This is a genomic window from Buttiauxella cochleicola, assembly GCF_021283185.1.
GTDB lineage: Bacteria > Pseudomonadota > Gammaproteobacteria > Enterobacterales > Enterobacteriaceae > Buttiauxella > Buttiauxella massiliensis.
In genome coordinates, this window is sequence record NZ_JAJSOS010000002.1 from 65533 (window position 1) to 89964 (window position 24432).

Below are 24432 nucleotides of genomic sequence, written 5' to 3' on the forward strand. Positions count from 1 at the left end.
ACGCAGAGGAAAGGCATGTATCAGCATCATAACTGGCAGGGTGCGCTGCTGGATTTTCCGGTCAGCAAAGTAGTGTGTGTAGGCAGTAACTACGCAAAACATATCAAAGAGATGGGCAGTGCAACGCCGGAAGAGCCGGTGTTGTTTATTAAGCCCGAAAGCGCGTTGTGTGATATTCGCCAGCCGCTGGTTCTACCCCAAGGTTTGGGGTCGGTGCATCATGAAGTTGAGCTCGCGATTCTGATTGGATCTACGCTTAGACAGGCTACAGATGAGCATGTTACCAAGGCCATTGCGGGATATGGCATAGCGCTTGATCTGACACTTCGTGACTTGCAGGGGAAATTAAAAAAAGCGGGCCAACCCTGGGAAAAAGCGAAGGGGTTTGACAATTCCTGTCCGATTTCTGGGTTTATTCCAGCCAGCGAGTTTAACTGCGATGCGCAAAATACGCCTATTGCATTAAAGATCAATGGCGAAGTTCGCCAGCAGGGTAATACTTCAGACATGATCCATAAGATCGTGCCTTTGATTGCTTATATGAGTCGCTTTTTCACCTTACGAGCCGGTGATGTGATCCTCACCGGAACACCGGAGGGTGTGGGGCCGCTTGTGAGTGGCGACGAACTCGAAGTCAGCTTCGCAGACCGCAACTTAACCACCCGCGTTCTATAATCAATTTGCCGCCATAGGGCGGCAAAACTTGCATCTGTGGCCCAGACTGTTTATAAGGTGCGCTTGTTTTTTTATTACCGGACAAACATCATGACTACCGCACCGTTCTGGCAGCGCAAAACTCTTGACGAAATGAGTGACACTGAGTGGGAATCACTTTGTGATGGCTGCGGCCAGTGCTGTCTGCATAAATTGATGGATGAAGACTCGGATGAAATTTACTTCACCAACGTCGCCTGTAAGCAATTAAACATCAAAACTTGTCAGTGTAAAAACTACGAACGCCGCTTTGAGTATGAGCCCGACTGCATCAAGTTGACTCGTGATAACTTGCCAACCTTTGAGTGGTTACCGCACTCATGCGCGTACCGCCTATTGGCTGAAGGCAAGGACTTACCGGTATGGCATCCCTTGTTGACAGGCTCAAAAGCCGCCATGCATGGTGAACGCATTTCTGTGCGCCATATTGCCGTGAAAGAGTCTGAAGTAACTGACTGGCAAAATCATATCCTCAACAAACCCGAGTGGGCAGACTAAACCACTAGCTTCGAGAAAGAACACAAAAATAAATCGTACAAAACGAAATATTTATGATACGGTGTCCTTTCAATAACAAATAAAAGTAGGTTTTTATCCAGTATTTAACATTTAAGTGTCCGTCATGTGGCGGTTCACAGTATCGCACCTCCCCTTACGATGTCCGAGAAACAAATCCCCATGGCGCTGTTTGTATCTTCTGTAAATCAGGGATGCACCTTCTTCATCGTCCGATGAGTGCGATTCATCAATATAGTGTAGCTGCTCGCTAAGAGCGAATTGCGCTGGTTTTGCTTTCCCCACTTCTGCACTGTTAACATTCAGCCTCCATAACGGAGGAATAATGAAAAAAATAACATTACTAATTGGGGCAATAATCCTCAGCGGCTGTTCATCGCCTGAGCCCGTGGCACCTAAACCGCCGCAGGTTATCGGCATGCCGAACCCGGCGTCAGTTTACTGCAAAGACAAAGGCGGTGAATTGAGAACGGTGAAAACCGATCTGGGTGAGCGTGGCGATTGCATATTGCCAAGTGGCGAGCGAATAGATCAGTGGACACTTTATCGTCGCGACCACTAATAATAAAAAAAACCGCCGAGGCGGTTTTTTTATTTCTGCAAGATGAGATTAGCGACCGAACAGATCACGGCGTTTAGGTTTGAAAGGCTGAGCAATCAATACCAGCACGGCAATTACCAGGAAAATAGCAAAAATTCCCACCAACCACTGCACCATATCCAGCGTGAGGAATTCCCACTGGCGCACTGAACAGTCACCTGTTGCCACAAACACTGACGGTAACCACTTATCAAGCGGCAACCAGGTTGGGAAACGCGCGGCAAAGTCACAAGTCACAAACGGGGAAGGGTGAAGCTGAAGCATGGTGTGTTCCCACGCTAATTGCAGACCTTTCCCTGCACTGTAGATCCAAAGCGCAATTCCGGCATAACGCAGCGGTGTTTTTGGCGCAATGGCACCGACAATCCCTGCACCCATAATGCCAAACAGTGCGCAACGCTCGTAAATACACATAACACAAGGTTTCAGCATCATTACGTGCTGGAACCACAATGCCACCATTTCCAGGGCAAAGGCTGTTAATGCCAGTAGAAGCCAGGCACCGCGCCCACGGGAGCATTGGTTTAAATATCGCAACATAATCAGTATCCCTGCAGCATGCGTTGAGTCGGCAGTGTAAACGAATTCGATTTCTGCGCCAGTACACACATCAAAATAACACGCTAATTGAATGTTATTCAGACAAATAAGGTAAACGGGCGCTATACCGCCCGTTAGAATAACTTAATGCGGTATGGCGTTCATCAACGGTGATGAAATCCAGCCGGCATGCAGCATCCATTCGGTTGCGGGTACGAGGCTAAATTCAACACCTAACAATCCAACGATGGTCAATACCAGCGTATACGGTAGAGCCATCAGCACCATACGGCCATAAGAAAGACGAATCAGCGGAGCCAGCGCGGATGTGAGCAGGAATAAGAAGGCTGCCTGGCCATTTGGTGTAGCAACTGACGGCAAGTTAGTACCGGTGTTAATCGCCACTGCCAGTAACTCAAACTGCTTGAGGTCAATAATGCCGCTGGTTAGTGCAGTTTTCGCTTCGTTGATATAGACGGTGCCGACAAACACGTTATCGGAAATCGATGAAAGGATGCCGTTAAATAAATAGAACAGCGCCAGTTGCGAATGTGGTTCGGCCTGCAATACAAACTGAATAACAGGTGTAAACAGATGCTGGTCAATTATCACGGCGACTACCGCAAAGAACACGGTCAGCAGGGCGGTAAACGGCAGCGCTTCGGTAAAGGCTTTGCCTATCTGGTGCTCATCAGTCACACCACATAATGAGGTGGCAAAAATAATCACTGAGAGGCCAATTAACCCTACTTCGGCTAAATGGAGTGCCAGAGCAATCACCAGCCAGATACCAATCAGTGCCTGAACGATCAATTTTACACGATCCTGACGGGTGCGTTTTTGCGCACTTTTAGTGTCGTAGTCTTGCAAAATCCCACGTACCTTTTCTGGCAGTTTCTCACCGTAACCGAGTATTTTAGTGGACTCCAGCAATACACAGGTGAGTAAGCCGCAGATAAGAACCGGAATGGTCACCGGAGCCATACGCAGGAAGAAATCGCCAAAGTGCCAGCCAGCATTTTTCGCAATAATCAGGTTTTGCGGCTCGCCGACCATCGTCATCACACCACCCAGCGCGGTGCCCACACCGGCATGCATCATCAGGCTACGTAGAAAAGCGCGGAATTGCTCGAGTGTGCTGCGAGTGTCGGAATCAAGTTGGGTGTCATCCTGAAGACCATCTTCAAGTTCGCCAGTCGACGCGACGCGGTGGTAGATGTCATAGAAGCCAACCGCCACGCTGATGACTACAGCGACGACGGTAAGAGCATCGAGGAAGGCCGATAAAAATGCGGCTGCGATACAAAATGCGAGGGAGAGCAGAATCTTTGAGCGAATGCCGAGCAGGAGTTTGGTAAACACCAGCAGCAGGAGCTGTTTCATGAAATAGATGCCCGCAACCATAAATATCAGTAGCAGCAACACTTCAAGATTTGATGCAATTTCTGCGCGTACATGGTCTGGCGTTGTCATTCCAATGAACACGGCTTCAATAGCCAGCAACCCGCCAGGTAGTAGCGGATAACATTTCAGAGCCATTGCCAGAGTGAATATAAACTCGGCAACCAACATCCAGCCTGCAACGAATGGACTTACGAACCAGAATATTAAAGGATTTATGACTAAGAAAGTCAGTAAAGTCAGCTTATACCAATTAGGTGACTGACCTAAAAAGTTGCGAAAAAGCGCACGCCCCGTAGACATTTCCATCGTAGAATTTTCATGCTCCAGTTATCCGTAATATCTCAAAGTGCAGGCGAAGTGATACTTTCTCCCCAAAACTTAAAACAGAAATATTTCGGATAAAGATAAAGTTGCGTCAATTGAGTTGTTTCAGGTTACCTGCGCATAAGATATCAATCAAGGTATAGGAATATTCTTTGGTTGTGCGATGCTCTGCAAAATTAAACCATGATTCCAAATTTGGCGCCCCTCGCTGCTACCTGCGCCGCATGGCATCTGGTATGATGAGTCTCTTTAGCAAAACCTGTGTAATGGAAAGCATACTATGGTCATTAAGGCGCAGAGCCCGGCGGGTTTCGCGGAAGAATACATCATCGAAAGTATCTGGAATAACCGCTTTGCCCCGGGAACAATTCTTCCTGCTGAGCGTGAGTTATCTGAGCTAATCGGTGTGACCCGTACCACATTGCGCGAGGTGCTTCAGCGCCTGGCGCGTGATGGCTGGTTAACGATTCAGCATGGCAAGCCGACCAAAGTGAATAACTTCTGGGAAACCTCCGGTTTAAACATTCTGGAAACTCTGGCGCGTCTCGATCATGACAGCGTGCCGCAGTTGATTGATAACCTGCTGTCAGTGCGAACTAACATTGCGACCATCTTTATTCGTACTGCTGTTCGCCAGCATCCGGATAAAGCGCAAGAAGTGTTGGCTACCGCAAACAGCGTTGAAGATCACGCTGATGCGTTCGCTAAGCTTGATTACAACATTTTCCGTGGTCTGGCTTTTGCTTCTGGCAACCCGATTTACGGGCTGATCCTCAATGGAATGAAAGGGTTGTATACCCGCATCGGGCGTCACTACTTCTCAAGTCCTGAAGCGCGCAGTCTGGCGTTAGGTTTCTACCATCGTCTGGCGGAAATTTGCCAACAAGGTTTGCACGATCAGGTATTTGATACTGTTCGTACCTACGGGCGTGAAAGTGGTGAAATCTGGCATCGGATGCAGAAAAACCTACCGGGTGATTTGGCAATGCACACCCGTTAATCTGGCCATGTCATCACCATCTGTAAAATGAAAAACGCTTCCTTCGGGAAGCGTTTTTTTATGCTTACAAACTATTGAGTCGCGGTGGGCAACGTTCGAGTAACTCAACGCTGCCATCTTCGTTTTGCTGTTCAAGCGTTACGTCAAAGCCCCACAAACGATGTACATGTTTGAGAACCTCACGACGCCCTTTATCTAGCGGAGCACGGTTATGCGGGATATAGCGCAGCGTCAGCGAGCGGTCGCCGCGTAAATCAACGTTCCAGACCTGAATATTAGGTTCAAGGTTACTGAGATTGTACTGTGCAGAAAGCTCAGCACGAATCTTGCGATAACCCTCCTCATTGTGAATCGCCGCAATTTCCAGATAGTTATTGCGGTCGTCATCCAGCACCGTAAACAGGCGAAAATCACGCATCAGTTTTGGCGACAGGAATTGGCTGATAAAACTTTCATCTTTGAAATCACGCATCGCGAAATGCAGCGTTTCCAGCCAGTCTTTGCCCGCAATATCCGGGAACCAGTAGCGGTCTTCTTCGGTCGGCGACTGGCAAATACGTTTGATGTCCTGGAACATGGCAAAACCCAGTGCATATGGGTTGATGCCGCTGTACCAAGGGCTATTGTACGGTGGCTGGAATACCACATTGGTATGGCTATGCAGGAACTCAAGCATAAAGCGGTCAGTCACTTTTCCTTCATCGTACAGATGGTTAAGGATGGTGTAGTGCCAGAACGTCGCCCAGCCTTCGTTCATTACCTGGGTCTGTTTTTGTGGATAGAAGTACTGGCTAACCTTACGCACAATGCGCAAAATCTCACGCTGCCAGGACTCCAACAACGGCGCATTCTTTTCCATAAAATAGAGCAGGTTTTCTTGTGGCTCTGAAGGGTAACGACGCGCTTCGGCAACCGTTTTTTCTTCTTCACGGCGTGGTAGGGTACGCCACAATGTGTTCACCTGGCTTTGCAAGTACTCCTCACGGCTTTTCTGCCGCGCAGTCTCTTCCTGCAACGAAATTTTTTGTGGGCGTTTATAACGGTCAACGCCATAGTTCATCAGCGCATGGCAGGAGTCGAGCAGGCGCTCCACTTCGTCCACGCCATAACGCTCTTCGCATTCGGTAATGTATTTACGGGCGAAGATCAGGTAATCGATAATCGAGCTGGCATCGGTCCAACTGCGGAACAGATAGTTGTTTTTGAAGAATGAGTTATGCCCATAACAGGCATGGGCGATCACCAGCGCCTGCATCGTAATTGTGTTTTCTTCCATCAGATAGGCGATGCACGGGTTGGAGTTGATCACTATCTCGTAGGCCAACCCCTGTTGCCCATGTTTGTATAGCCGCTCCGTTTCAATGAATTTCTTACCAAACGACCAGTGCGGATAGTTAATCGGCATCCCAACGCTCGAATAGGCATCCATCATTTGTTCGGAGGTAATCACTTCAATTTGATGAGGATAAGTCTCCAGCCGATAGAGTTTGGCAACACGATCTATCTCGGCGAGGTAGACATCAAGCAGCTCGAACGTCCAGTCAGGTCCATCACTTAGACGTTTAGAATCCTTTGTGGCGGAATCAGTAACAATAGCCATCAGCGCGCCCTCATTGTTGGCGGCTCTCTCTGGATGGAAAGCCTCACTTTCAAGAATAGACAACTCCTGAAACTTAGCAGCGGCAAGCAAAATTTTTTCGACGCGATTAACGTATTTCAATGCCCCGTGTTTAACTCAATAAGCAGCATAATATTTTGTAGAAAATATTTTACCAGGCAGGAGATTCTAATTATCGATATGCGGCGATAACGGGGCAGGATGTGAGGAAAGTCACTATAACAAAGCCATATGTTGAATAACATTTTCAACTGAGTTATCAATTTGTAATCAGAAGATTATTCTTTTAGCTAAATGGTGGAATCGGTATGCGAGTTGTGGTGCTGGGAAGTGGCGTAGTCGGAGTCAGCAGTGCCTGGTATTTACGCCAGGCTGGGCATGATGTCACGGTTATCGACAGGGAAGCGGGGCCGGCAATGGAAACCAGTGCGGCGAATGCCGGGCAAATTTCACCGGGCTATGCCGCTCCGTGGGCGGCCCCAGGTGTGCCACTTAAAGCGATTAAATGGATGTTCCAACGCCATGCGCCGCTGGCGATAAGCCTCGACGGTACGCAATTCCAGCTCAAGTGGATGCTGCAAATGCTGCGCAACTGCGACATGCGTCATTACATGGAAAACAAAGACCGTATGGTGCGCCTCGCGGAATACAGCCGTGATTGTCTGAAAGAGTTGCGACATACCACCAATATTCAATACGAAGGACGGCAGGGCGGCACGCTGCAACTGTTCCGTACCGCTCAGCAGTATGAAAATGCTGCCAAAGATATTGCAGTACTCGAAGATGCTGGCGTGCCATATCAATTGCTTGAGGCAAGCCGTTTAGCCGAAGTTGAACCCGCGCTAGCTGATGTAGCTCATAAGCTCACAGGCGGCTTGCGCTTACCAAATGATGAAACTGGCGACTGCCAGCTATTTACGCAAAACCTGGCTCAGATGGCGGCAGAGGCCGGTGTTGAGTTCCGTTTCAATACTTCGGTTGATCGTCTGTTGTACGAAGGCCAAAGTATTTACGGCGTGCAGTGCGGCAAAGAGGTCGTGAAGGCCGATGCTTACGTCGTTGCTTTCGGGTCATACTCCACCGGCCTATTGAAAAATATCGTTGATATTCCTGTCTATCCACTCAAAGGTTATTCGCTGACTATCCCCATTGCTGATGAGCAAGGCGCACCTGTTTCGACTATTCTCGATGAGACATACAAAATTGCTATCACGCGTTTTGACAAGCGTATTCGCGTTGGCGGAATGGCAGAAATTGTCGGCTTCAATACGGAATTGCTACAACCACGCCGCGAAACCCTGGAAATGGTGGTTCGTGATTTGTACCCGCGTGGAGGGCATGTTGAGCAAGCCACATTCTGGACGGGCCTGCGCCCAATGACGCCAGACGGTACGCCAATTGTTGGGCGTACACCGTTCAAAAATCTTTGGCTTAACACCGGGCACGGGACGTTAGGCTGGACGATGGCCTGTGGCTCGGGCCAGATGCTCAGCGACTTAATTTCAGGAACAACGCCCGCCATTCCCTTTGACGATCTCGCGGTTGCGCGTTACTCCCCAGGTTTTAGCCCGACGGGCTCGCAGCGTTTGCATAACGCTCATAATTAAATTTAAACAAGGAGAGGACAATGCCCCGTCCTGTTGTTGCGACGCTGAATCTCAGCGCGCTACGTAACAATTTAAATGTTGTTCGCCAGGCAGCTCCTCATTCGCGTGTCTGGTCGGTGGTTAAAGCGAATGCGTACGGTCATGGAATTGAGCGTATCTGGTCGTCGTTAAGGGAAACCGATGGTTTCGCGATGCTTAATGTTGAAGAGGCAATCCTGCTGCGTGAGCTAGGTTGGAAAGGACCGATTTTGATGCTGGAAGGGTTCTTCCATGCCGACGAATTGCCGCTATTTGACCAGTATCGTTTGACCACCAGCCTGCACAGTAACTGGCAGGTAAAAGCTTTAGCTAATGCCAAACTCAATGCACCGCTGGATGTTTACCTGAAGATGAATAGCGGAATGAACCGACTAGGGTTCAGCCCGGACCGCGTGCATTCTATCTGGCAGCAACTGCGTGTTATCCCTAACGTCGGTCAACTTACGTTGATGGCGCACTTTGCTGATGCAGAACAACCTGATGGCATTGTTGAACCAATGAAGCGGGTAGTGCAGGCGGCTGAAGGTTTAGATTGCCCGCGCTCGCTCTCTAATTCGGCGGCAACGCTGTGGCACCCGGAAGCGCATTTCGACTGGGTGCGTCCAGGGATCATCTTGTATGGCGCATCACCGAGCGGGCAGTGGTGCGATGTTGCCACCAGCGGCCTGCAACCGGTCATGAGTCTACAAAGTGAAATTATTGGCGTTCAGAACCTTAAACCGGGCGATACAGTGGGTTATGGCAGCCGTTATCGGGCAAGCGGAGAACAGCGCATTGGTGTAGTGGCCTGTGGTTATGCCGATGGTTATCCGCGTATCGCGCCGACGGGCACGCCAGTGCGCGTTGACGGCGTGCTGACTCACACTGTCGGTGCCATTTCCATGGATATGTTGACCGTAGATCTCACGCCTTGCCCGAATGCCGGGATTGGTAGTCCGGTCGAACTGTGGGGCAACACGGTGAAAATTGATGATGTGGCTCATGCCGCGGGAACGGTGGGGTACGAATTAATGTGCGCTCTGGCACCACGCGTGCCTGTAGTTACAACATCCTGATTATTGTTGCATTAACGCTCTTTTGCACATCGGTATTGATATGGCGGGTAAGTTACATTACCCACCATATTGTTTTATTACTCAGTCTCTTCACTCTCGACGCGCACACCAATCTTACGCACCTGGTTATCTTCTTTCTCGGCCACAGTCCATATCATGCCCGCGAACTCCACCTGGTCACCCACCACCGGCGCGCCGCCTAACATGCCCACCACAAACTCACCCAATGTTTGTCGAGTATTGACGTTATCATCAAGTTCAAGGCCGTAAATGGTCGCGACATCGCCAAACTGGGCGCTGGCTTCGAGAATAAAATCACCGAAGAAGCGTTGGTCGAGTGCCACTGGTGGCGACTGGCTAAACATCTTACCCAGAGCCGGTAAGTCGCGCTCACGACCAATGACGCAGAGCACATCACCCACTTGCAAACGCGTGCGGTCGCCTGGTTGCATCAGAACATTGTCACGGAACAGGGCGGCAATTCGTGTGTCTTTCGGCATTTTCAGATCCCGCAAAGAGGCACCGATGCACCATTTGTCTTCGCTAAGCTGATAAACGAACTGCTCCCAAGGGTTTTCCGGATGAATATCCAGGCCAACACGGGATACAGGCCAGCCGACAGGCGGAACCACAACTTTGGCTTTTTTCGCCGCCCAACCGAGTGACGTGCCTTGTAATAACAGCGACACCAGGACCACAAAGAAGGCGACATTAAAGAACAGGCGCGCATTTTCAAGGCCCGCCATCATCGGGAATACAGCAAGGATGATGGGCACCGCGCCACGCAGGCCGACCCAACTGATAAACACACGCTCGCGCAGGTTAAATCCATGGAACGGCAACAAGCCGAGGAACACAGACAATGGACGAGCAAAGAAAATCATCCAGACAGACAGCAGCAGTGCCGGAATGGCAATCGGCAACAGATCGGTTGGATTGACCAGCAAGCCCAGCACCAGGAACATGCCAATTTGCGCAAACCACGCCAGTCCATCAAAGTTTTGCAAGATGCCAAAACGACTGCGAATAGGGCGGTTGCCAAGCACGAAACCGCACAAATAGACCGCCAGAATACCGCTGCCGTTTAATGCGGTGGTGATGCCAAATACCATAATCCCACCGCTTAATGCCAGCAGTGGATACAACCCCTGCGGCAGGGTAATACGGTTGATCATTTGCAACAGCAAATATCCGCCGCCAAGGCCAAGCACAATGCCCAGACCAAACTGCTGAATAATATCCACCAGGAACATCCAGCTCAGGCCGGTTTGCCCATGCTGAATCATCTCGATAAGCGTGATGGTTAAAAACACCGCCATTGGGTCGTTACTGCCGGACTCAATTTCGAGCGTTGCGCCGACACGTTCGTTCAGCCCTTTGCCGCCGAGCAGCGAGAACACGGCTGCCGCATCTGTTGAGCCGACGATGGCACCAATCAACAAGCCTTCAATTAAATTGAGATTAAACAGCCAGGCTGCAGCCATGCCAGTCAAGCCTGAGGTGATGAGAACACCAACTGTGGCAAGTGATAGTGCGGGGCCAAGGGCTACGCGAAAGGAGCTCGCCTGGGTGCGCATGCCGCCATCAAGCAGAATCACCGCCAGCGCCAGGTTACTGATTAAATAAGCGAAAGGATAATTATCAAACGGAATGCCGCCAATACCATCGATCCCCGCCAACATACCAATAGCGAGGAAGATAACCAGAATGGGGATACCAAGACGAGAGGAAAATGAACTTAATAAGATGCTACAAGTTACCAGTACGGAACCTAAAATAAACAGACTGACTATTGCCCCTGCGTCCAAAATTATCTTTCTCCTTTGCGCCTGTATCTATTCGTGTGGAAAATATTAACACGGAAACTATTGATTCATCGTGCTATCTGAGGGGCTGAAATGACTTTTTTTACCTGATTACCGGATGGCCACTTACGGTGAGGCTGGCGGTTTGCCCGTCATGCTGTAGTTCACCAAAAGCTCCCAATGGCAGAGTGACGGTTTCTGGTTCATGACCAAACGATAAACCGCGCAGCACGGGAATGGATAACCGCTGCTCTAACATGCGACACATTTCATCGAAATCATAACCGCCGTCGTAGTCACTTAACGTTGCCCCGTTGAAACTACCGAGAATCAGGGCCTTCTGACGCGCTAAAATTCCGGCGTGGTGGAGTTGCAATAACAGGCGCTCCACGCGGAAAGGATGCTCGTTAATATCCTCGACCACTAAAATGCCACCATCAATCACGTTGAGCCACGGCGACCCCAGCATTGAAACCAGCATCGCGAGGTTGCCACCCCACAGCGTCCCACTTACCGAACATGCAGGCGTTGGGCTTTGCCAGGTGAGGGTAAATTGCGGATCAGTAATCGCCTGCCAGAAATGCTGCCAGGTAAAGCTGTTTAACTCATCGGCACCAAAATTACCTGCAAGCATCGGCCCGCTGAAGGTAATGGCACCTGTCTGGGATAAGAGGGCTAACTGGATTGCGGTAAAATCGCTATGTCCGCAAATAATCGGTGTACGTTCGTGGAACGCGTGCCCAAGGCTCGAATAGTCAATATTTTCAAGCAAACGAGATGCACCATAACCACCGCGCACCGCCAGAACGATATCGCATTCCTTCGGGAGTGCGGATAAATCCTGAATGTCAGCAAGTCGTTGGTCGTCAGTTCCGGCGAAACGCTGAAAGCGCCGGGTCACGACGGATTGGTTTTCCACTCGATGGCCCGCGGCTTTCAGGCGTTCGATACCGCGCGCGGCAGCAGCCTGATTAACACAGAAACCTGAAGGGGCAATCAAACGAATCGTGGACATGGCATTTCCTTGCTGAAAGTGAATTGGTTATCATGCCGTTATCAAAGGTGGTTGTCATCCGCCAGACGGCGATGAATCAATGTTGTTTACCCCACAAATTTCAATATTCCGGGTAATTTTATAAGGATAGATGCGTGAATATCAGATGGCTCATTGTATTGGTTTTGTTTTTAGCAGGCTGTTCAAGCCATACCACCAAACAGCCCGAGTGGGACCCTACAAAACCGGTGCAACGTGCATTAACCTGGATGCCAATAACCGATCAGGCGGCAAAAGAGTGGGGCGTTAGCCCGCGTGTGATTACGGCGATTATTGCTGTGGAATCAGGCGGTAATCCTACGCTTGTCAGCAAGTCCAACGCGGTTGGTTTGATGCAGATTAAAGCCTCAACAGCTGGACGTGATGTGTATCGCCATCTGGGATGGGGCGGCGAGCCGTCAACCAGCGAGCTCAAAGATCCGGCGCGTAATATTTCGATTGGCACGGCTTATTTAAGTATCCTGGAACATGGCACTCTGGCTGGTATTGAAGATCCGCAAACTATGCAATATGCGTTGCTGGCTTCTTATGCCAACGGTGCAGGAGCTCTGCTCAGAACCTTCTCATCGGATCGCAAAAAGGCCATTAACGAGATTAACGACCTGAGCCCTGACGAGTTTTACGATTATATCGCGAAGAATCACCCGGCACCTCAGGCACCGCGCTATCTGTATAAGGTGTCGCGTGCTTTAAACGCTATGTAACAGAGCCCAGCCGCACGTCCCAGTCGCATCGTTTTCTATGCGTCTGGGGTTTGCGGCCTTGTCGCCTTTATGCAAATCGCATTCTTTAGTGCCTGTCTTAAACTGTTTACTTCACTCGTTCTGCTTTTTCACGCGCCGATCGTTCCAGCGAGAAGATAATGCGCTGTAGTTCGCGCTCAACGGCCGGGTTTACATTCAGGAAGCGGAAACTCAGGCGAGGTGTGCTGATAGTCTGATTTTTACCGTCGATGACTTTTCGCTCCGAAAGCGTTATCAACTGCATATCAAAGTGAAACTTACCCCACTGCACTAAATCTATTTCCACCTGTGAGAAACGCATTCCTGCGCTCAACCCTTCTGGCAGAGGCCCGTCAAGCAGTGCGCCCATTCCCCCTAATGACAAATCACATAGCCTGAACTGGAAAGGTGAGCCATTAGAGAGCGTGGTATTGCAGAGGTAATAGGGCTGAAGTGGGGCACTGATACGAAAGTATTCCCGACGTTGTACGAACCACAAAGCGGGAGGTAGCGGGGCATGGAATGCCGGTAAGTTCAGGTAACTTATCACCTGCATCTTAGGCATTATAAATTCTACCTTTGCTCCTTCCGTCTCAGCGATGAACTGTATGTTGGTCGCTTTTTGCGCCGCCTGATTTTCATGCCCCTGGCTTCCAAAATCCACTATCAAACCAGTCGCCGTAACCTCAAGGATTTTGCTGATAAATTGCCCCGATGGCCAACTCAGACGAACCGGTACTTGGTTTTTATGGAGATCACGTAACACGCCTAATACTGCCAGAGGACTTTGTTTCAGAAACTGCTCGTTATAGTTACTCAAGGCCAGGTCCATGTTGTGGTTTTTTGAAAGCGGTAAGCAATCTTATCGGCAATAATGTAAAAAACTTAAGATAAATCTCAAGGCGCTATGCGGATAAATTCAATAACTTAGTGATGCCAGTCACATTTTCCTAACATTTGATTATACTTAGCGTACCGACAGACAAAACCCGCGGCGAAACTGATGTGGGTTCTGGCTTGTTACCACACACAATAATGAAGAGGATGTTCAACATGGGTATTCTGGCCTGGATTATTTTCGGTTTGATAGCTGGTGTTATCGCAAAACTAATTATGCCTGGTAAAGACGGCGGCGGTTTTATCGTGACCTGTATTTTAGGGATTATTGGTGCTGTCGTTGGTGGATGGATTGCAACATTTCTTCATATCGGCGGCAGTGTCACGGGCTTTAACTTGCCAAGTTTCCTTGTCGCAGTAGCAGGTGCGATTATTGTTTTGGTTATTTATCGCATGGTTCGCCGGTAACTATCCTCGTCATACTTGAAGTCGCCTCGGCGTTGGCTGCACTCACTCACCCCAGTCACTTACTCGAGTAAGTGACTGGGGTGAGTGAGTTTGCCGCCTTGATGCAACTCCAATTATTTAGAGCATAGGTCTTTACCTATTTTGTAACGGCCCCATTTGGGGCCGTTTTACGTTTACTACTTTTGCGTGAAGAAATCGTTGTACAACATGTAGAGATGCGCGGCGCTCCAGGAGAAATTCGGTGCCCCCTGTTGCGCGCCATTGAGCGGATTATAGTTCTCGCGAATTGGACCATCGCTCATCAGGCCATTGGCGTGGGCAAAGAAACGATTAGCCATCTCCACGGCATCGGCACGATAACCGTACCGCTCCATTCCTTTTAACCCGAAGTAGAATTGATCCACCCACACTCGTCCACGCCAGTAAATATCAGCACCAAATGCCGGATTCGTCAGTGCTGCAGTCCCTAATGGCACGTAAGTATTAAACTCTTTTGGATCTTTCATGACCTTCACGACGGCATCAGCATGGGATTGAGTGGCGGCACCATTAAATAACGGTGACCATCCTTCCGGTCCCTTGCCCCGCGCCACGATTGGTTTGCCGGCACAGCCATTGGCTAAAGGTTTATCTTCAATCCGAATGTCGTAATAGAAGCCGGTGGCATCGTCAAACATACAGGTGTTGATATAGCTGGCCAGTTTCTTAGCGTGCTGGCTAAAGCGTTGTTCATCTTGCGGTTTGCCGAGAATTTTCGCCATCTCAGCCAGGTAGCTGCTGTCGCTGTACATGTAACTGGCCTGGTCAACTGACTCCTGCAAAAGTGAAAAACCGACAAGGCGCCCATTTGAGTCGCGGTTTTCAGCAAACAGCACCTGCCAGTCTTCGCGTTTGCCGCCTTTATCAAGATAACGTTGCAGCTGGTCAGGGTCGATAAAGCCAAATACGGCTGCATCATCACGCCCGGACTCCCACGAAGCAGCAACCTGAGCCGGAATATCAATGCTGTCATATTTCCCGCTACGCAAAACCCGGTTGTAGTTCTCAAGCCCCACCATCTTCTGTTCTTTATTGCCGCGTTTGACGGTAAAGATCATTTCACCCTTTTCGGTGTTATGGGCTTTGTCACGAGTGGCGCCATACTCAGGAACACCATTTCTGTTGTGGTCACGGTTACGTAACCACCAGTCATGATAAGCCACCAGATGCGGATACATTTCCTCAAGCCAGGTTTTATCCCCCGTGGCTTTGTAGACTTCCATCACAGACCATGCGGCAAGGCTTGGCTTGGTATTGCGTTCATTCCAGTTGCTGCCATCACCGCCACGCTCAGGGCTGGTGTTATAGGCAATCAAATCAGGAACAAAGCCTGCATCCCATGGGCGTAACGGGTCATCGGTTGGAATCTGCCAGGCGAAGACTGCGCGGATGTTATCTTTTGCCACGTCAGGATTGAAATGTGCCATAGCGTAAGCCTGCTTCCAGGTATCCCACGGCCAGGTTTGGTTACCGGAAAACCAGCGTCCAGTTACAGAGGGTGTTACGGAGTCAAATTTCATCGCACCTGCCACGCCACGCCAGTTTCCATTCAGCGTTTCGATAGCTTTTACTGCCACACGGGTTTGTGCCGCCGTCGCGGCAGGGTTTTTTAGCCCTGATTTCAAATAACCTTCCCAGCGCTGCTCGGTTGCCGTCTGGTAGGTTTGAGGATGCTTGAGAATATCGGCGATTTTACGTTGTTCTTTTTGTACTTCAGCAGCCGTCAACAAATGAGAATATGTGGTGTAGAGGGTGGTCGAGCCTTCAATGTTGGCTTTTGCAATAAAGCGGTGACCGTCAATTTGGGTGCGCATCGGCAGCGTTTTATGGATTTGGTACTGTGATTGACCAGATGTCATCAGGTTTGAGTCGGCACGCACTTTGCCAAAAGTGACGTTCAGACCATCTGGTGTGGCATGCAGCGTGCGGGTGTAGCCCGGAAACGCCTGCTCAATGGTTTCATCAGACTGAGGTTTTTGCTCTTGAAGATGATACTTCTCCAGTAACTCGCCATCCCAAACCAGTTCCAGCGGCGCATCGGTAGTGATTTCTGTTTCCAGCAAGGAAGTGCGTGATGTTACAAAGCGCAGCGTCATTTTCACTGTGACACCAGCGGAGTTGAGTGTCTGTATCAACGCCCCTGGAATGCTGTATGCCTTCATTGTAAATGCGATTTTCTTGCCGTTCTGGTACACACTCAGACGGTCGAAATTATTCGCCATAAAGTTGATGTACTCTTCGGTCAGCAAAGCTGGGCCTGGGAAGCCACCCATCCCTTCACTACTTGCTGGCAGCAAGTGCCCGTGCCAGGCACCATCATCAAAAAGCGGATTAAATCGTTGATGTTCGTCGAAATCGTAATCAAGCATCGCCTGTGGCGCGCCGGTGCGATCGATAACGTTCTGGAAATCATTGGCCTTTAATGTGGAGGTGTCGTGCTTTGTTGAATGGCAACCCGCGAGCACAAGCAGCATCGCAATCGGGGCAAGACGGAAAATTGTTTTCATGAAGTATCCTTACCAGTAGAAATATTGCATCACGAAGACCGAATTGCTGGCCTCGGTGGTGTCGTTATCAAGATAAAAACGGCTGTCCAACGCGGTGGCGAACTTCCCGCCAAAATACTCATACCAGATACCAAACTGTGCATAAGAGGTTGTTTGATCCTCCTCATTATCCAGTTCATGTTTTGCGTAACTGTATGCGGTAGAAAGATAAAAACCTTTGGCAGGCTCAATCATGCCGCTGACCATCATCCCGCTCTCACTACCAGGGTTATAACCATCGCCTTTGCCGGTATGGTGCCAGACTCGTCCTGCGAGGTGTTTACCCTGCAAACCCAGTAGATACATCTGCCCGGTACCGTCGGTCATTTCCAACCCGCTCAGCATGGTTAAATCATCAAGAATGTCGTACTGGAGGTAGCCGTTGATCATCGCCTGATAGGTATATTTATCTGAATAGCGGTCATATTTACCGAAGTGCAACCACGCTTTGCTCTCGTCGACACGGCTCTCTGGAGCCGCTGTGACACTGTAACGTAGCTTCCCAGTCAGGTTTTGTATCTTAGCGGCGTAGGTTAAATCACGCGTGTTGGGGATGACATAACCATACTCCGGTGTGAAATCTCCCCACCATTGCAAATCATCCAGCGATGAATCGTTACGGGCACTTAAAATAAACTCGGTGCCTTTATCGGTACGATAGCCACCATAAAAACGGTTAATTCCACCTTCGAAACCGCCCCAACTGTGATCCGGCACCCAGGCATTACCATTATTGTCTGCCTGAACCGTCCAGCCTTCTCCATATAGCAGACCAAACCAGTTACCGTGTTTGACCTCAAGACCACCTTCGATATAAGTCCCGTCGCTGTATTTATGCTTGTCGTCGCCATTTAGGTAAACGCTGCCACCCAGGCCCATCTCGCCATAAAAACGAAAGGCGGTGTTACTTGTATCTGCTGTAAGCGAAGGTGGTTGTGGAGTCTGGCGTTCTGCCGGAACAACGCTTTCCGCTGCCAGCAATGCCCCTGCAGGCGTGAACAGTAATAGCAGCGGCGCCATAGAGAAAATCTTAACCATGTAATCCATTCCTTGTTGTTATTGCGGTTATCAATCCGTGGAATGCCATTCATACTAGTTAAATATTTACTAAAATATATACTTAAATCGGTAAAGCGATAAGTGGATCACAATGCGAGTAGGGCTATACACGTAGTCGCAATGCCATTAAGCTATTGTTTTCACCTCTTGATTATTGGGATCTTATGGCTACATTGAAGGAAATCGCTCATGCGGCTCAGGTATCGGTGGCTACGGTTTCACGGGTCCTGAATGACGATCCCACACTGAGCGTGAAGAGTCAGACACGTCAGAAAATCCTCGAAGCGGCAGAGCGGCTGGAATACAAAGTCCCCAGCGCCAAACGCCAGGCCGGTCAACGTCTTACCTTTGCAGCTCTTTATACTCATGGGCAAGAGCTGGAAATCAACGATCCCTATTACCTGGCTATGCGCTATGGCATTGAAACTCAATGCGAAAAACTCGGTATTACGCTAGTTTCCTGTTACGACTACAAAGGCGATCGCCCATTGGTGGCAGCCGACGGTTTACTGGTAATTGGTAAACCCCAGCCTGCAACACAGGTGGCGCTTGAGCAGCAGGATTTGCCGTTGGTGTATCTCGATGGGGTAACTAACGATCCACGGTTTGACTGCGTAAGCGTTGATTTAGCGAAAATCAGCCAGAAGGTGATCGACTTCTTTATTTCACGTGGATACCTGCGTATCGGTTTTATCGGTGGCCGGGATGACCCGGAATATGCCGATCAACGCGAACAGGCGTTTGTTGATTATGGGCGTAGTAAAAAGGTTGTTCAGCCGCAGGATGTTTACTATGGGGACTTTAGTAGCCAGGCCGGATACCAATGCGCGATGAAAATGCTTGGATCCTCAAGCGATTACCCACCAGCCTTGTTTGTGGCGACCGACTCTATTGCGATTGGTGTTCTACGCGCTCTGCACGAACATGGTATCAAAGTGCCAGAGCAACTGGCTCTGATAAGCGTCAACGATATACCTACCGCGCGCTTTGTTTACCCGGCACTTTCAACGGTCAGGATTCATTCCGAAACCATCGGTGCGCAGGGCGTTAACCTGCTGATGGAACGCCTGCGTGATGATCGTACCATCCCGCTGTCGGTATTTGTCCCCAGCTCTTTGCAATTGCGTGACACGACAACATCTGAGTAAAATCAATAATTAATCTCATAAGCCCTGCTGGTTTCTTACACCAGCAGGGCTTTTTGTTTTATACCGCGTGTTGATTTATTGTGATCGCCACGGCATTTAGTAAACTTTAATTTTTAGTTTTACTAAATATTTACTATTGTTTGCCCATACCCACGTAATGAGGATGTTGGCGTGAACAATTGGGAAAACATAGAAAAACAATCTGAGAACCGACTGCCACCGCGCGCCTGGTTCCACGGTTATGACAGTGTTGAAAAGGCAAAAGAGCTAAACCGCGAGCAAAGCCTGGGCTTTTTGTTGCTAAGCGGGAAATGGGCGTTTAACTATTTCGACCATCCGCAAAAAGTACCAACTGAGTTTTACCACCAGCCTATGGCTGAATGGGGTGAAATTACTGTTCCGGGAATGTGGCAAATGGAAGGCCACGGTAAACTGCAATATACCGATGAAGGTTACCCATTCCCTATCGATGTGCCTTTTGTTCCCACCAACAACCCAACCGGAGCCTATCAGCGCCAGTTTTCGCTACCGTCAGACTGGTTACAACGCCAGGTCATTATTAAATTCGACGGCGTAGAAACCTACTTTGAAGTTTATGTAAATGGCCACTATGTAGGTTTTAGCAAAGGCAGCCGTCTGAGCGCCGAGTTTGATCTCAGCCCGTATGTGAAGGCCGGGGAAAACTTGCTGAGCGTGCGGGTGATGCAATGGGCTGACTCCACCTATATCGAAGATCAGGATATGTGGTGGATGGCCGGTATTTTCCGTGATGTTTATCTTATTGGTCAGCCGCAAGTTCACGTCCATGACTTAACCGTGGTGACGGAATTTGATGAAAATTACTGTGATGCTGAGCTCCAGGTATCGTGCGATGTAAACAATATATCGGCCACACCTCTCACGGGTTTACAGCTGCATGCACAATTGTTTGATGGTGAAAAATGTATCGCTGAACAAAGCCTTGATGCACTTAGCGTACAGGACAGTGCCACCTGTCAGTTCCTGATACCGGTAAAACAACCGAAGCAGTGGAATGCTGAGCACCCCAATCTTTATTTACTGCTGCTGACGCTGCGCAATAACCACGGCGAAATCATCGAAGTGGTGCCGCAGCAAGTCGGGTTCCGCGACATCAAAGTGCGCGACGGCCTATTTTACGTTAATGGTCGCTACCTGAAATTGCATGGTGTGAACCGCCACGATCACGATTGCCTGAAAGGTCGTGCAGTCGATATGGCGCGAGTTGAGCGTGACATCATCCTGATGAAACAACACAACATCAACTCAGTACGCACAGCCCATTACCCGAACGACCCGCGTTTCTATGCATTGTGCGACCAGTATGGCCTGTTTGTGATGGCAGAAACTGATGTCGAGAGTCACGGTTTTGCAAACGTTGGCAATATTAGCCGCATTACCGACGATCCAACGTGGGAACAAGCCTACGTCGAGCGTATAGAACGCCACGTTCTGGCACAGAAAAACCATCCTTCTATCATCATCTGGTCCCTGGGTAACGAGTCAGGCTACGGCTGCAATATACGTGCGATGGCTGCACGCTGTAAGCAACTTGATCCCACTCGTCTGGTGCATTACGAAGAAGATCGTGACGCCGAAGTCGTGGACGTGATTAGCACAATGTATTCCCGCGTCTCAATGATGAATGCCTTTGGTGAATACCCTCATCCGAAACCACGCATTATCTGCGAATACGCCCACGCAATGGGCAACGGGCCAGGCGGGTTAGCGCAATACCAGGCTGTATTTAATCAGCATAACAGTTTGCAAGGGCATTACGTCTGGGAGTGGTGCGACCATGGGCTGCTGGTGCATGACGAGCAGGGGCGTGAGCGCTATCAGTACGGCGGTGATTACGGCGACTACCCAAACAACTATAACTTCTGCATGGATGGGCTTATCTATCCGGATCAACGTCCAGGCCCAGGCTTGCGTGAGTACAAGCAGGTGCTTTGCCCGGTCAATATTCGCCAGACGCAGCAGGATGATGTGTTGCTGGTGGAGAACCGTTACTGGTTCAGCACACTTGGTGACATCGAGTTCAAGGTCGCATATCAGGTTGATGGTAAAACCATCGCACAGCAAACATTGTCACTGCCGCATTTGCTGCCAGGTGAAGCCGAAGAGCTGCAACTGACTGCACCTGAGTTGCCAGCAGGTGAAGTGTTTATCAATGTTGAAATTGTTAAGCGCAGTACGACAAGCTGGAGTGATGCGATGCACTCGCTTGGTCAGTTCCAGATCTTGCGCCAGCAGGCGGTTTCTCGCGAGCTATTGCCACTCAATCAGCACAGCGCATTACGCTGTGAAACGCAGCAAAACAGCCTGGTTATCAGCGGTAATCAATTTGCTCTGACTTTCTGTCGCCTGAGTGGTGAGCTGGTTTCATGGTTGGTAGACGGTGAAGAGATTGTTGGGCGTGCGCCGCATCTGACCTTCTTTAAACCGACTATCGATAACCACAAACAGGAATTTGAAGGTTTGTGGCAGCCGTATCACGTGCACCTGATGCAGCATAATTTCCGCACCATGCGTCATTTGTCGCAAGGTGAAGATATTGTCGTTGAGATTACCAGTACGATTGCACCACCAGTGTTTGATTTCGGGATGCGCTGTACTTATCAGTGGCGCATAACTCCCGCAGGCCATGTCAGCCTGGATTTATCAGGTACTCCATATGGAAATTATCAGGCCATTGTTCCAAAAATCGGCCTCGATTTCGGCATCAGCACTCGCTTTAAACAGGTGGAATATTATGGCCGTGGGCCAGGTGAAAGCTACGCTGACAGCTGCCAAAGCAATCTGATTGGCCATTACCGCCAGCCGGTAGAAAGCCTGTTTGAAAACTACCCGTTCCCACAGGATAACGGCAACCGCCAGGATGTGCGTTGGTTGAGCGTTGAAGATGAAAAGGGTAACGGTATTTTCATCCAGCCCTCTAAGCCGATTAACTTCAGCCTATGGCCATATAGCGCAGAAATGTTGCAACAGGCGCAGCACATTAATGAGCTGGAAAAGGGCGATTACCTGACATTAAACCTCGATGATCAAATCCTCGGACTTGGCTCCAACTCATGGGGTTCCGAAGTGCTGGATTCATTCCGCGTTTACCTCAAACCATTCCACTACGGTTTCACTATGGTGCCGTTCAGTAAAGCGCAGGAGGAGACGGTTGATCTCGCGAAATACGATTTCCAACCGCAAACCAACCGCGCACTTTCTTGATAGGGCAAACGTAATGATTATTTTAAATACCTTAGAAGATTTTAAGCAGATTTATCGTGCGGGGAAAAAATGGCAGCGTTGTATCGAAGCTATTAATAACCTCGAAAATATTCAGCCTAATATTTTTTATTCAATTGGTGATTCCCTGGTTTATCGCCTTGCAGAAGGCCCAATAAATAACATGGATTTATTTGAAGGGAATCGCCGTTATTTCGATGTTCATTATTACCTTGCGGGACAAGAAACCGTTGAGGTTGCAGCGAAAAACGAGTTAACCCCAGAAATTGCTTACAGCGATGAAACTGACCGTGAGTTTTTGCGCGGGCAGGGTGTTAAACATCAACTTAAAGCCGGAAACGTCATCATCTGCGAAAACCACGAAGCACACCGGTTCTCGCAGGGGAAAGACGTCAAAAAAGTGATTTTAAAAGTCACCATTGAAGAAACGTATTTTCTAAATAAATAGGGTGTTAAACGCCTGACTGGTGTCGGATGGCTAAAGCGCCATCCGACCTACGAAAAAAATCATTAAAATTTACCCTACAGTGTGGAGTTCGTATGGCTTCAACAAACAGAAATACTATTGGCAAGTTCGGGTTATTAGCGATGACATTTGCGGCGGTGTTTAGCTTCAATAACGTCATTAATAACAATATTCAGTTAGGTATCGCATCGGCACCGGTTTTCCTGGTGGCGACACTAATTTATTTTATTCCATTCTGTTTAATCATCGCGGAATTCGTCTCGCTGAACCGTAATTCCGAAGCGGGAGTTTATGCCTGGGTGAAGAGTGCGTTAGGTGGCCGCTGGGCATTTATCACCGCCTACACCTACTGGTTTGTTAACCTGTTTTTCTTTACCTCGTTACTACCGCGAGTTATTGCCTACGCCTCGTATGCGTTCCTTGGCTATGACTACATTTTCACGCCGTTAACGACGGCAATAATCAGCATTTGCCTGTTTGCTTTCTCCACATGGATTTCAAACCACGGGGCAAAACTGTTGGGGCCGATGACCTCAGTCACCTCCACACTGATGCTATTACTTACCTTCTCCTACATCATTCTTGCAGGGGCTGCCGTGATTGGCGGCGTCGAACCGGCTGACCCAATCAACGTGCAGGCGATTACACCGCAGTTTAGCTGGGCATTCCTCGGGATTATCGCGTGGATTTTCCAGGCCGCGGGTGGTGCTGAGTCGGTTGCGGTATACGTCAATGACGTAAAAGGCGGCAGCAAAGCCTTTGTTAAAGTGATCATTTTGTCTGGTTTATTCATCGGTGGCCTGTATACCGTCTCCTCACTGCTGATTAACGTCTTTGTTCATAAAGCCGATTTGCACTACACCGGCGGTACGGTGCAGGTATTTGAAGGGCTGGCGAATCACTTTGGCTTGCCAACGTCGCTGATGAACCGCTTTGTCGGGATTGTCTCCTTTACTGCGATGTTTGGCTCACTGCTGATGTGGACTGCTGCTCCGGTGAAAATCTTCTTCACCGAAATTCCAAAAGGTATTTTTGGTGAGAAAACCGTGCGTCTTAACCAGCATGGTGTACCGACTCGTGCAGCGTGGATTCAGTTCCTGATTGTTATCCCATTGATGCTTATCCCAACCGTGGGTTCGGGTAGCGTACAGGAGTTGATGAACACGCTTATTAACATGACCGCTGCTGCTTCAATGTTACCGCCGCTGTTTATCATGCTTGCCTATCTGAACCTGCGTATGAAATACGATGAGGTCAATCGTGATTTCCGTATGGGCACACGCATGCAGGGGATCACCATTGTGAGCGTGTTGATCGTCATTTTCACCGTCGGGTTTATCGCCTCCACATTCCCGACTGGCGCCAGCATTATGACAATCGTGTTTTATAACGTCGGTGGGTTGGTTATCTTCCTGGGCTACGCCTGGTGGAAATACAACAAATATGAGAAAGGGCTGGATGCCAGAGCGCGGTACGAAGCGGATACACCGCTTGCACAAATTGCGCTGGAACAACAGCAGGGAAAGCCAGCTTCACCGCTCGCAGGTGAGGTAGCGATAACTCGCCAACCATAGAAAAACGGCCCCAAACGGGGCCGTATCTATGTTTC

The 24432-nt window shown here is 49.4% G+C and carries 21 protein-coding genes and 1 pseudogene; 14 read left to right on the forward strand and 8 right to left on the reverse strand.

Annotated elements, in window-relative coordinates:
• Positions 1–15 precede the first annotated feature (15 nt).
• From LVQ76_RS03260 to LVQ76_RS03275, 4 genes are all read left to right on the forward strand, one after another.
• Positions 16–675: a fumarylacetoacetate hydrolase family protein gene (locus tag LVQ76_RS03260; RefSeq protein ID WP_232920955.1), complete on the forward strand. Its 660-nt coding sequence runs from the start codon at positions 16–18 to the stop codon at positions 673–675.
• Between the two features lie 90 nt (positions 676–765).
• Positions 766–1212 carry a cysteine cluster protein YcgN gene (gene ycgN, locus LVQ76_RS03265; RefSeq protein ID WP_232920956.1) on the forward strand — a complete coding sequence of 149 codons (447 nt, stop codon included), beginning with the start codon at positions 766–768 and terminating at the stop codon, positions 1210–1212.
• A gap of 95 nt (positions 1213–1307) precedes the next feature.
• A complete protein-coding gene (gene ymcF, locus LVQ76_RS22430) occupies positions 1308–1484 on the forward strand; it encodes a cold shock small protein YmcF (protein WP_134183199.1) in 177 nt (58 codons plus the stop codon).
• Between the two features lie 71 nt (positions 1485–1555).
• Positions 1556–1792 (forward strand): putative hemolysin, encoded by a 237-nt coding sequence (locus LVQ76_RS03275; protein WP_151994539.1) that lies wholly within the window; start codon positions 1556–1558, stop codon positions 1790–1792.
• A 48-nt stretch (positions 1793–1840) separates the two neighbouring features.
• Here the strand turns inward: LVQ76_RS03275 and dsbB are convergent, their stop codons facing one another.
• Both dsbB and nhaB read right to left on the reverse strand, forming a co-directional pair.
• Positions 1841–2371, reverse strand: coding sequence for a disulfide bond formation protein DsbB (gene dsbB / locus LVQ76_RS03280; protein ID WP_232920957.1), 531 nt, complete (start codon positions 2369–2371; stop codon positions 1841–1843).
• Between the two features lie 144 nt (positions 2372–2515).
• A complete protein-coding gene (nhaB, locus tag LVQ76_RS03285; protein WP_232863429.1) occupies positions 2516–4081 on the reverse strand; it encodes a Na(+)/H(+) antiporter NhaB in 1566 nt (521 codons plus the stop codon).
• Positions 4082–4379: 298 nt separating this feature from the next.
• Here nhaB and fadR point away from each other — a divergent pair, with 298 nt between their 5' ends.
• Complete coding sequence (gene fadR, locus LVQ76_RS03290) at positions 4380–5099, forward strand: fatty acid metabolism transcriptional regulator FadR (RefSeq protein WP_232863430.1); 720 nt, start codon at positions 4380–4382, stop codon at positions 5097–5099.
• A gap of 64 nt (positions 5100–5163) precedes the next feature.
• Here fadR and LVQ76_RS03295 read toward each other — a convergent pair whose 3' ends face one another.
• Positions 5164–6699 (reverse strand): SpoVR family protein, encoded by a 1536-nt coding sequence (locus tag LVQ76_RS03295; protein ID WP_064546553.1) that lies wholly within the window; start codon positions 6697–6699, stop codon positions 5164–5166.
• Positions 6700–7025: 326 nt separating this feature from the next.
• Here LVQ76_RS03295 and LVQ76_RS03300 point away from each other — a divergent pair, with 326 nt between their 5' ends.
• From LVQ76_RS03300 to LVQ76_RS22435, 3 genes and pseudogenes are all read left to right on the forward strand, one after another.
• The gene (locus LVQ76_RS03300) at positions 7026–8324 is read left to right on the forward strand and encodes a D-amino acid dehydrogenase (protein WP_232920958.1); all 1299 of its coding nucleotides are present in this window, start codon (positions 7026–7028) and stop codon (positions 8322–8324) included.
• A 20-nt stretch (positions 8325–8344) separates the two neighbouring features.
• Entirely contained in the window at positions 8345–9418 is a 1074-nt protein-coding gene (dadX, locus tag LVQ76_RS03305) for a catabolic alanine racemase DadX (protein WP_232863432.1), read from the forward strand.
• A pseudogene (locus LVQ76_RS22435) lies at positions 9376–9561 on the forward strand (hypothetical protein); the annotation flags it as partial. The gene dadX and the pseudogene LVQ76_RS22435, both read left to right, overlap by 43 nt.
• Here LVQ76_RS22435 and LVQ76_RS03310 read toward each other — a convergent pair.
• Positions 9496–11226, reverse strand: a complete 1731-nt coding sequence (locus tag LVQ76_RS03310; RefSeq protein WP_232920959.1) for a potassium/proton antiporter — start codon at positions 11224–11226, stop codon at positions 9496–9498. The pseudogene LVQ76_RS22435 and the gene LVQ76_RS03310 sit on opposite strands and share 66 nt — an antisense overlap.
• Before the next feature lie 100 nt (positions 11227–11326).
• The gene (ldcA, locus tag LVQ76_RS03315; protein WP_232920961.1) at positions 11327–12238 is read right to left on the reverse strand and encodes a muramoyltetrapeptide carboxypeptidase; all 912 of its coding nucleotides are present in this window, start codon (positions 12236–12238) and stop codon (positions 11327–11329) included.
• Between the two features lie 134 nt (positions 12239–12372).
• Between ldcA and emtA the strand changes: the two genes are divergently transcribed.
• Entirely contained in the window at positions 12373–12981 is a 609-nt protein-coding gene (gene emtA, locus LVQ76_RS03320) for a membrane-bound lytic murein transglycosylase EmtA (RefSeq protein WP_232920963.1), read from the forward strand.
• A 106-nt stretch (positions 12982–13087) separates the two neighbouring features.
• Here emtA and ycgR read toward each other — a convergent pair whose 3' ends face one another.
• A complete protein-coding gene (ycgR, locus tag LVQ76_RS03325; RefSeq protein WP_232903351.1) occupies positions 13088–13819 on the reverse strand; it encodes a flagellar brake protein YcgR in 732 nt (243 codons plus the stop codon).
• A gap of 233 nt (positions 13820–14052) precedes the next feature.
• On the opposite strand from ycgR, the gene LVQ76_RS03330 reads away from it, so the two are divergent.
• Positions 14053–14304 (forward strand): GlsB/YeaQ/YmgE family stress response membrane protein, encoded by a 252-nt coding sequence (locus LVQ76_RS03330; RefSeq protein ID WP_034455252.1) that lies wholly within the window; start codon positions 14053–14055, stop codon positions 14302–14304.
• A gap of 176 nt (positions 14305–14480) precedes the next feature.
• Here the strand turns inward: LVQ76_RS03330 and ygjK are convergent, their stop codons facing one another.
• Positions 14481–16850 carry an alpha-glucosidase gene (ygjK, locus tag LVQ76_RS03335; protein ID WP_255680986.1) on the reverse strand — a complete coding sequence of 790 codons (2370 nt, stop codon included), beginning with the start codon at positions 16848–16850 and terminating at the stop codon, positions 14481–14483.
• A gap of 9 nt (positions 16851–16859) precedes the next feature.
• The gene (gene ygjJ, locus LVQ76_RS03340; protein ID WP_370640066.1) at positions 16860–17900 is read right to left on the reverse strand and encodes a protein YgjJ; all 1041 of its coding nucleotides are present in this window, start codon (positions 17898–17900) and stop codon (positions 16860–16862) included.
• 212 nt (positions 17901–18112) lie between these two features.
• Here ygjJ and ebgR point away from each other — a divergent pair, with 212 nt between their 5' ends.
• The 4 genes from ebgR to LVQ76_RS03360 all read left to right on the forward strand — a co-directional run bounded on the left by ebgR (position 18113) and on the right by LVQ76_RS03360 (position 24397).
• Positions 18113–19096, forward strand: a complete 984-nt coding sequence (gene ebgR, locus LVQ76_RS03345) for a transcriptional regulator EbgR (RefSeq protein WP_232920965.1) — start codon at positions 18113–18115, stop codon at positions 19094–19096.
• Positions 19097–19267: 171 nt separating this feature from the next.
• The gene (gene ebgA, locus LVQ76_RS03350; RefSeq protein WP_232920966.1) at positions 19268–22339 is read left to right on the forward strand and encodes a beta-galactosidase subunit alpha; all 3072 of its coding nucleotides are present in this window, start codon (positions 19268–19270) and stop codon (positions 22337–22339) included.
• 13 nt (positions 22340–22352) lie between these two features.
• Positions 22353–22805 (forward strand): beta-galactosidase subunit beta, encoded by a 453-nt coding sequence (locus tag LVQ76_RS03355; RefSeq protein WP_232863440.1) that lies wholly within the window; start codon positions 22353–22355, stop codon positions 22803–22805.
• Positions 22806–22897: 92 nt separating this feature from the next.
• Positions 22898–24397, forward strand: coding sequence for an amino acid permease (locus LVQ76_RS03360; RefSeq protein WP_232903355.1), 1500 nt, complete (start codon positions 22898–22900; stop codon positions 24395–24397).
• The last annotated feature ends 35 nt before the right edge of the window (positions 24398–24432 follow it).

Coding starts and splice junctions, on each gene's coding strand:
- LVQ76_RS03295 (WP_064546553.1), bottom strand. CDS start 6,699: ATGGCTATTGTTACTGATTCCGCCACAAAGGATTCTAAACGTCTAAGT.
- dadX (WP_232863432.1), top strand. CDS start 8,345: ATGCCCCGTCCTGTTGTTGCGACGCTGAATCTCAGCGCGCTACGTAAC.
- LVQ76_RS03275 (WP_151994539.1), top strand. CDS start 1,556: ATGAAAAAAATAACATTACTAATTGGGGCAATAATCCTCAGCGGCTGT.
- ygjK (WP_255680986.1), bottom strand. CDS start 16,850: ATGAAAACAATTTTCCGTCTTGCCCCGATTGCGATGCTGCTTGTGCTC.
- dsbB (WP_232920957.1), bottom strand. CDS start 2,371: ATGTTGCGATATTTAAACCAATGCTCCCGTGGGCGCGGTGCCTGGCTT.
- LVQ76_RS03360 (WP_232903355.1), top strand. CDS start 22,898: ATGGCTTCAACAAACAGAAATACTATTGGCAAGTTCGGGTTATTAGCG.
- LVQ76_RS03260 (WP_232920955.1), top strand. CDS start 16: ATGTATCAGCATCATAACTGGCAGGGTGCGCTGCTGGATTTTCCGGTC.
- ebgR (WP_232920965.1), top strand. CDS start 18,113: ATGGCTACATTGAAGGAAATCGCTCATGCGGCTCAGGTATCGGTGGCT.
- fadR (WP_232863430.1), top strand. CDS start 4,380: ATGGTCATTAAGGCGCAGAGCCCGGCGGGTTTCGCGGAAGAATACATC.
- LVQ76_RS03330 (WP_034455252.1), top strand. CDS start 14,053: ATGGGTATTCTGGCCTGGATTATTTTCGGTTTGATAGCTGGTGTTATC.
- nhaB (WP_232863429.1), bottom strand. CDS start 4,081: ATGGAAATGTCTACGGGGCGTGCGCTTTTTCGCAACTTTTTAGGTCAG.
- LVQ76_RS03355 (WP_232863440.1), top strand. CDS start 22,353: ATGATTATTTTAAATACCTTAGAAGATTTTAAGCAGATTTATCGTGCG.
- ldcA (WP_232920961.1), bottom strand. CDS start 12,238: ATGTCCACGATTCGTTTGATTGCCCCTTCAGGTTTCTGTGTTAATCAG.
- LVQ76_RS03300 (WP_232920958.1), top strand. CDS start 7,026: ATGCGAGTTGTGGTGCTGGGAAGTGGCGTAGTCGGAGTCAGCAGTGCC.
- ycgN (WP_232920956.1), top strand. CDS start 766: ATGACTACCGCACCGTTCTGGCAGCGCAAAACTCTTGACGAAATGAGT.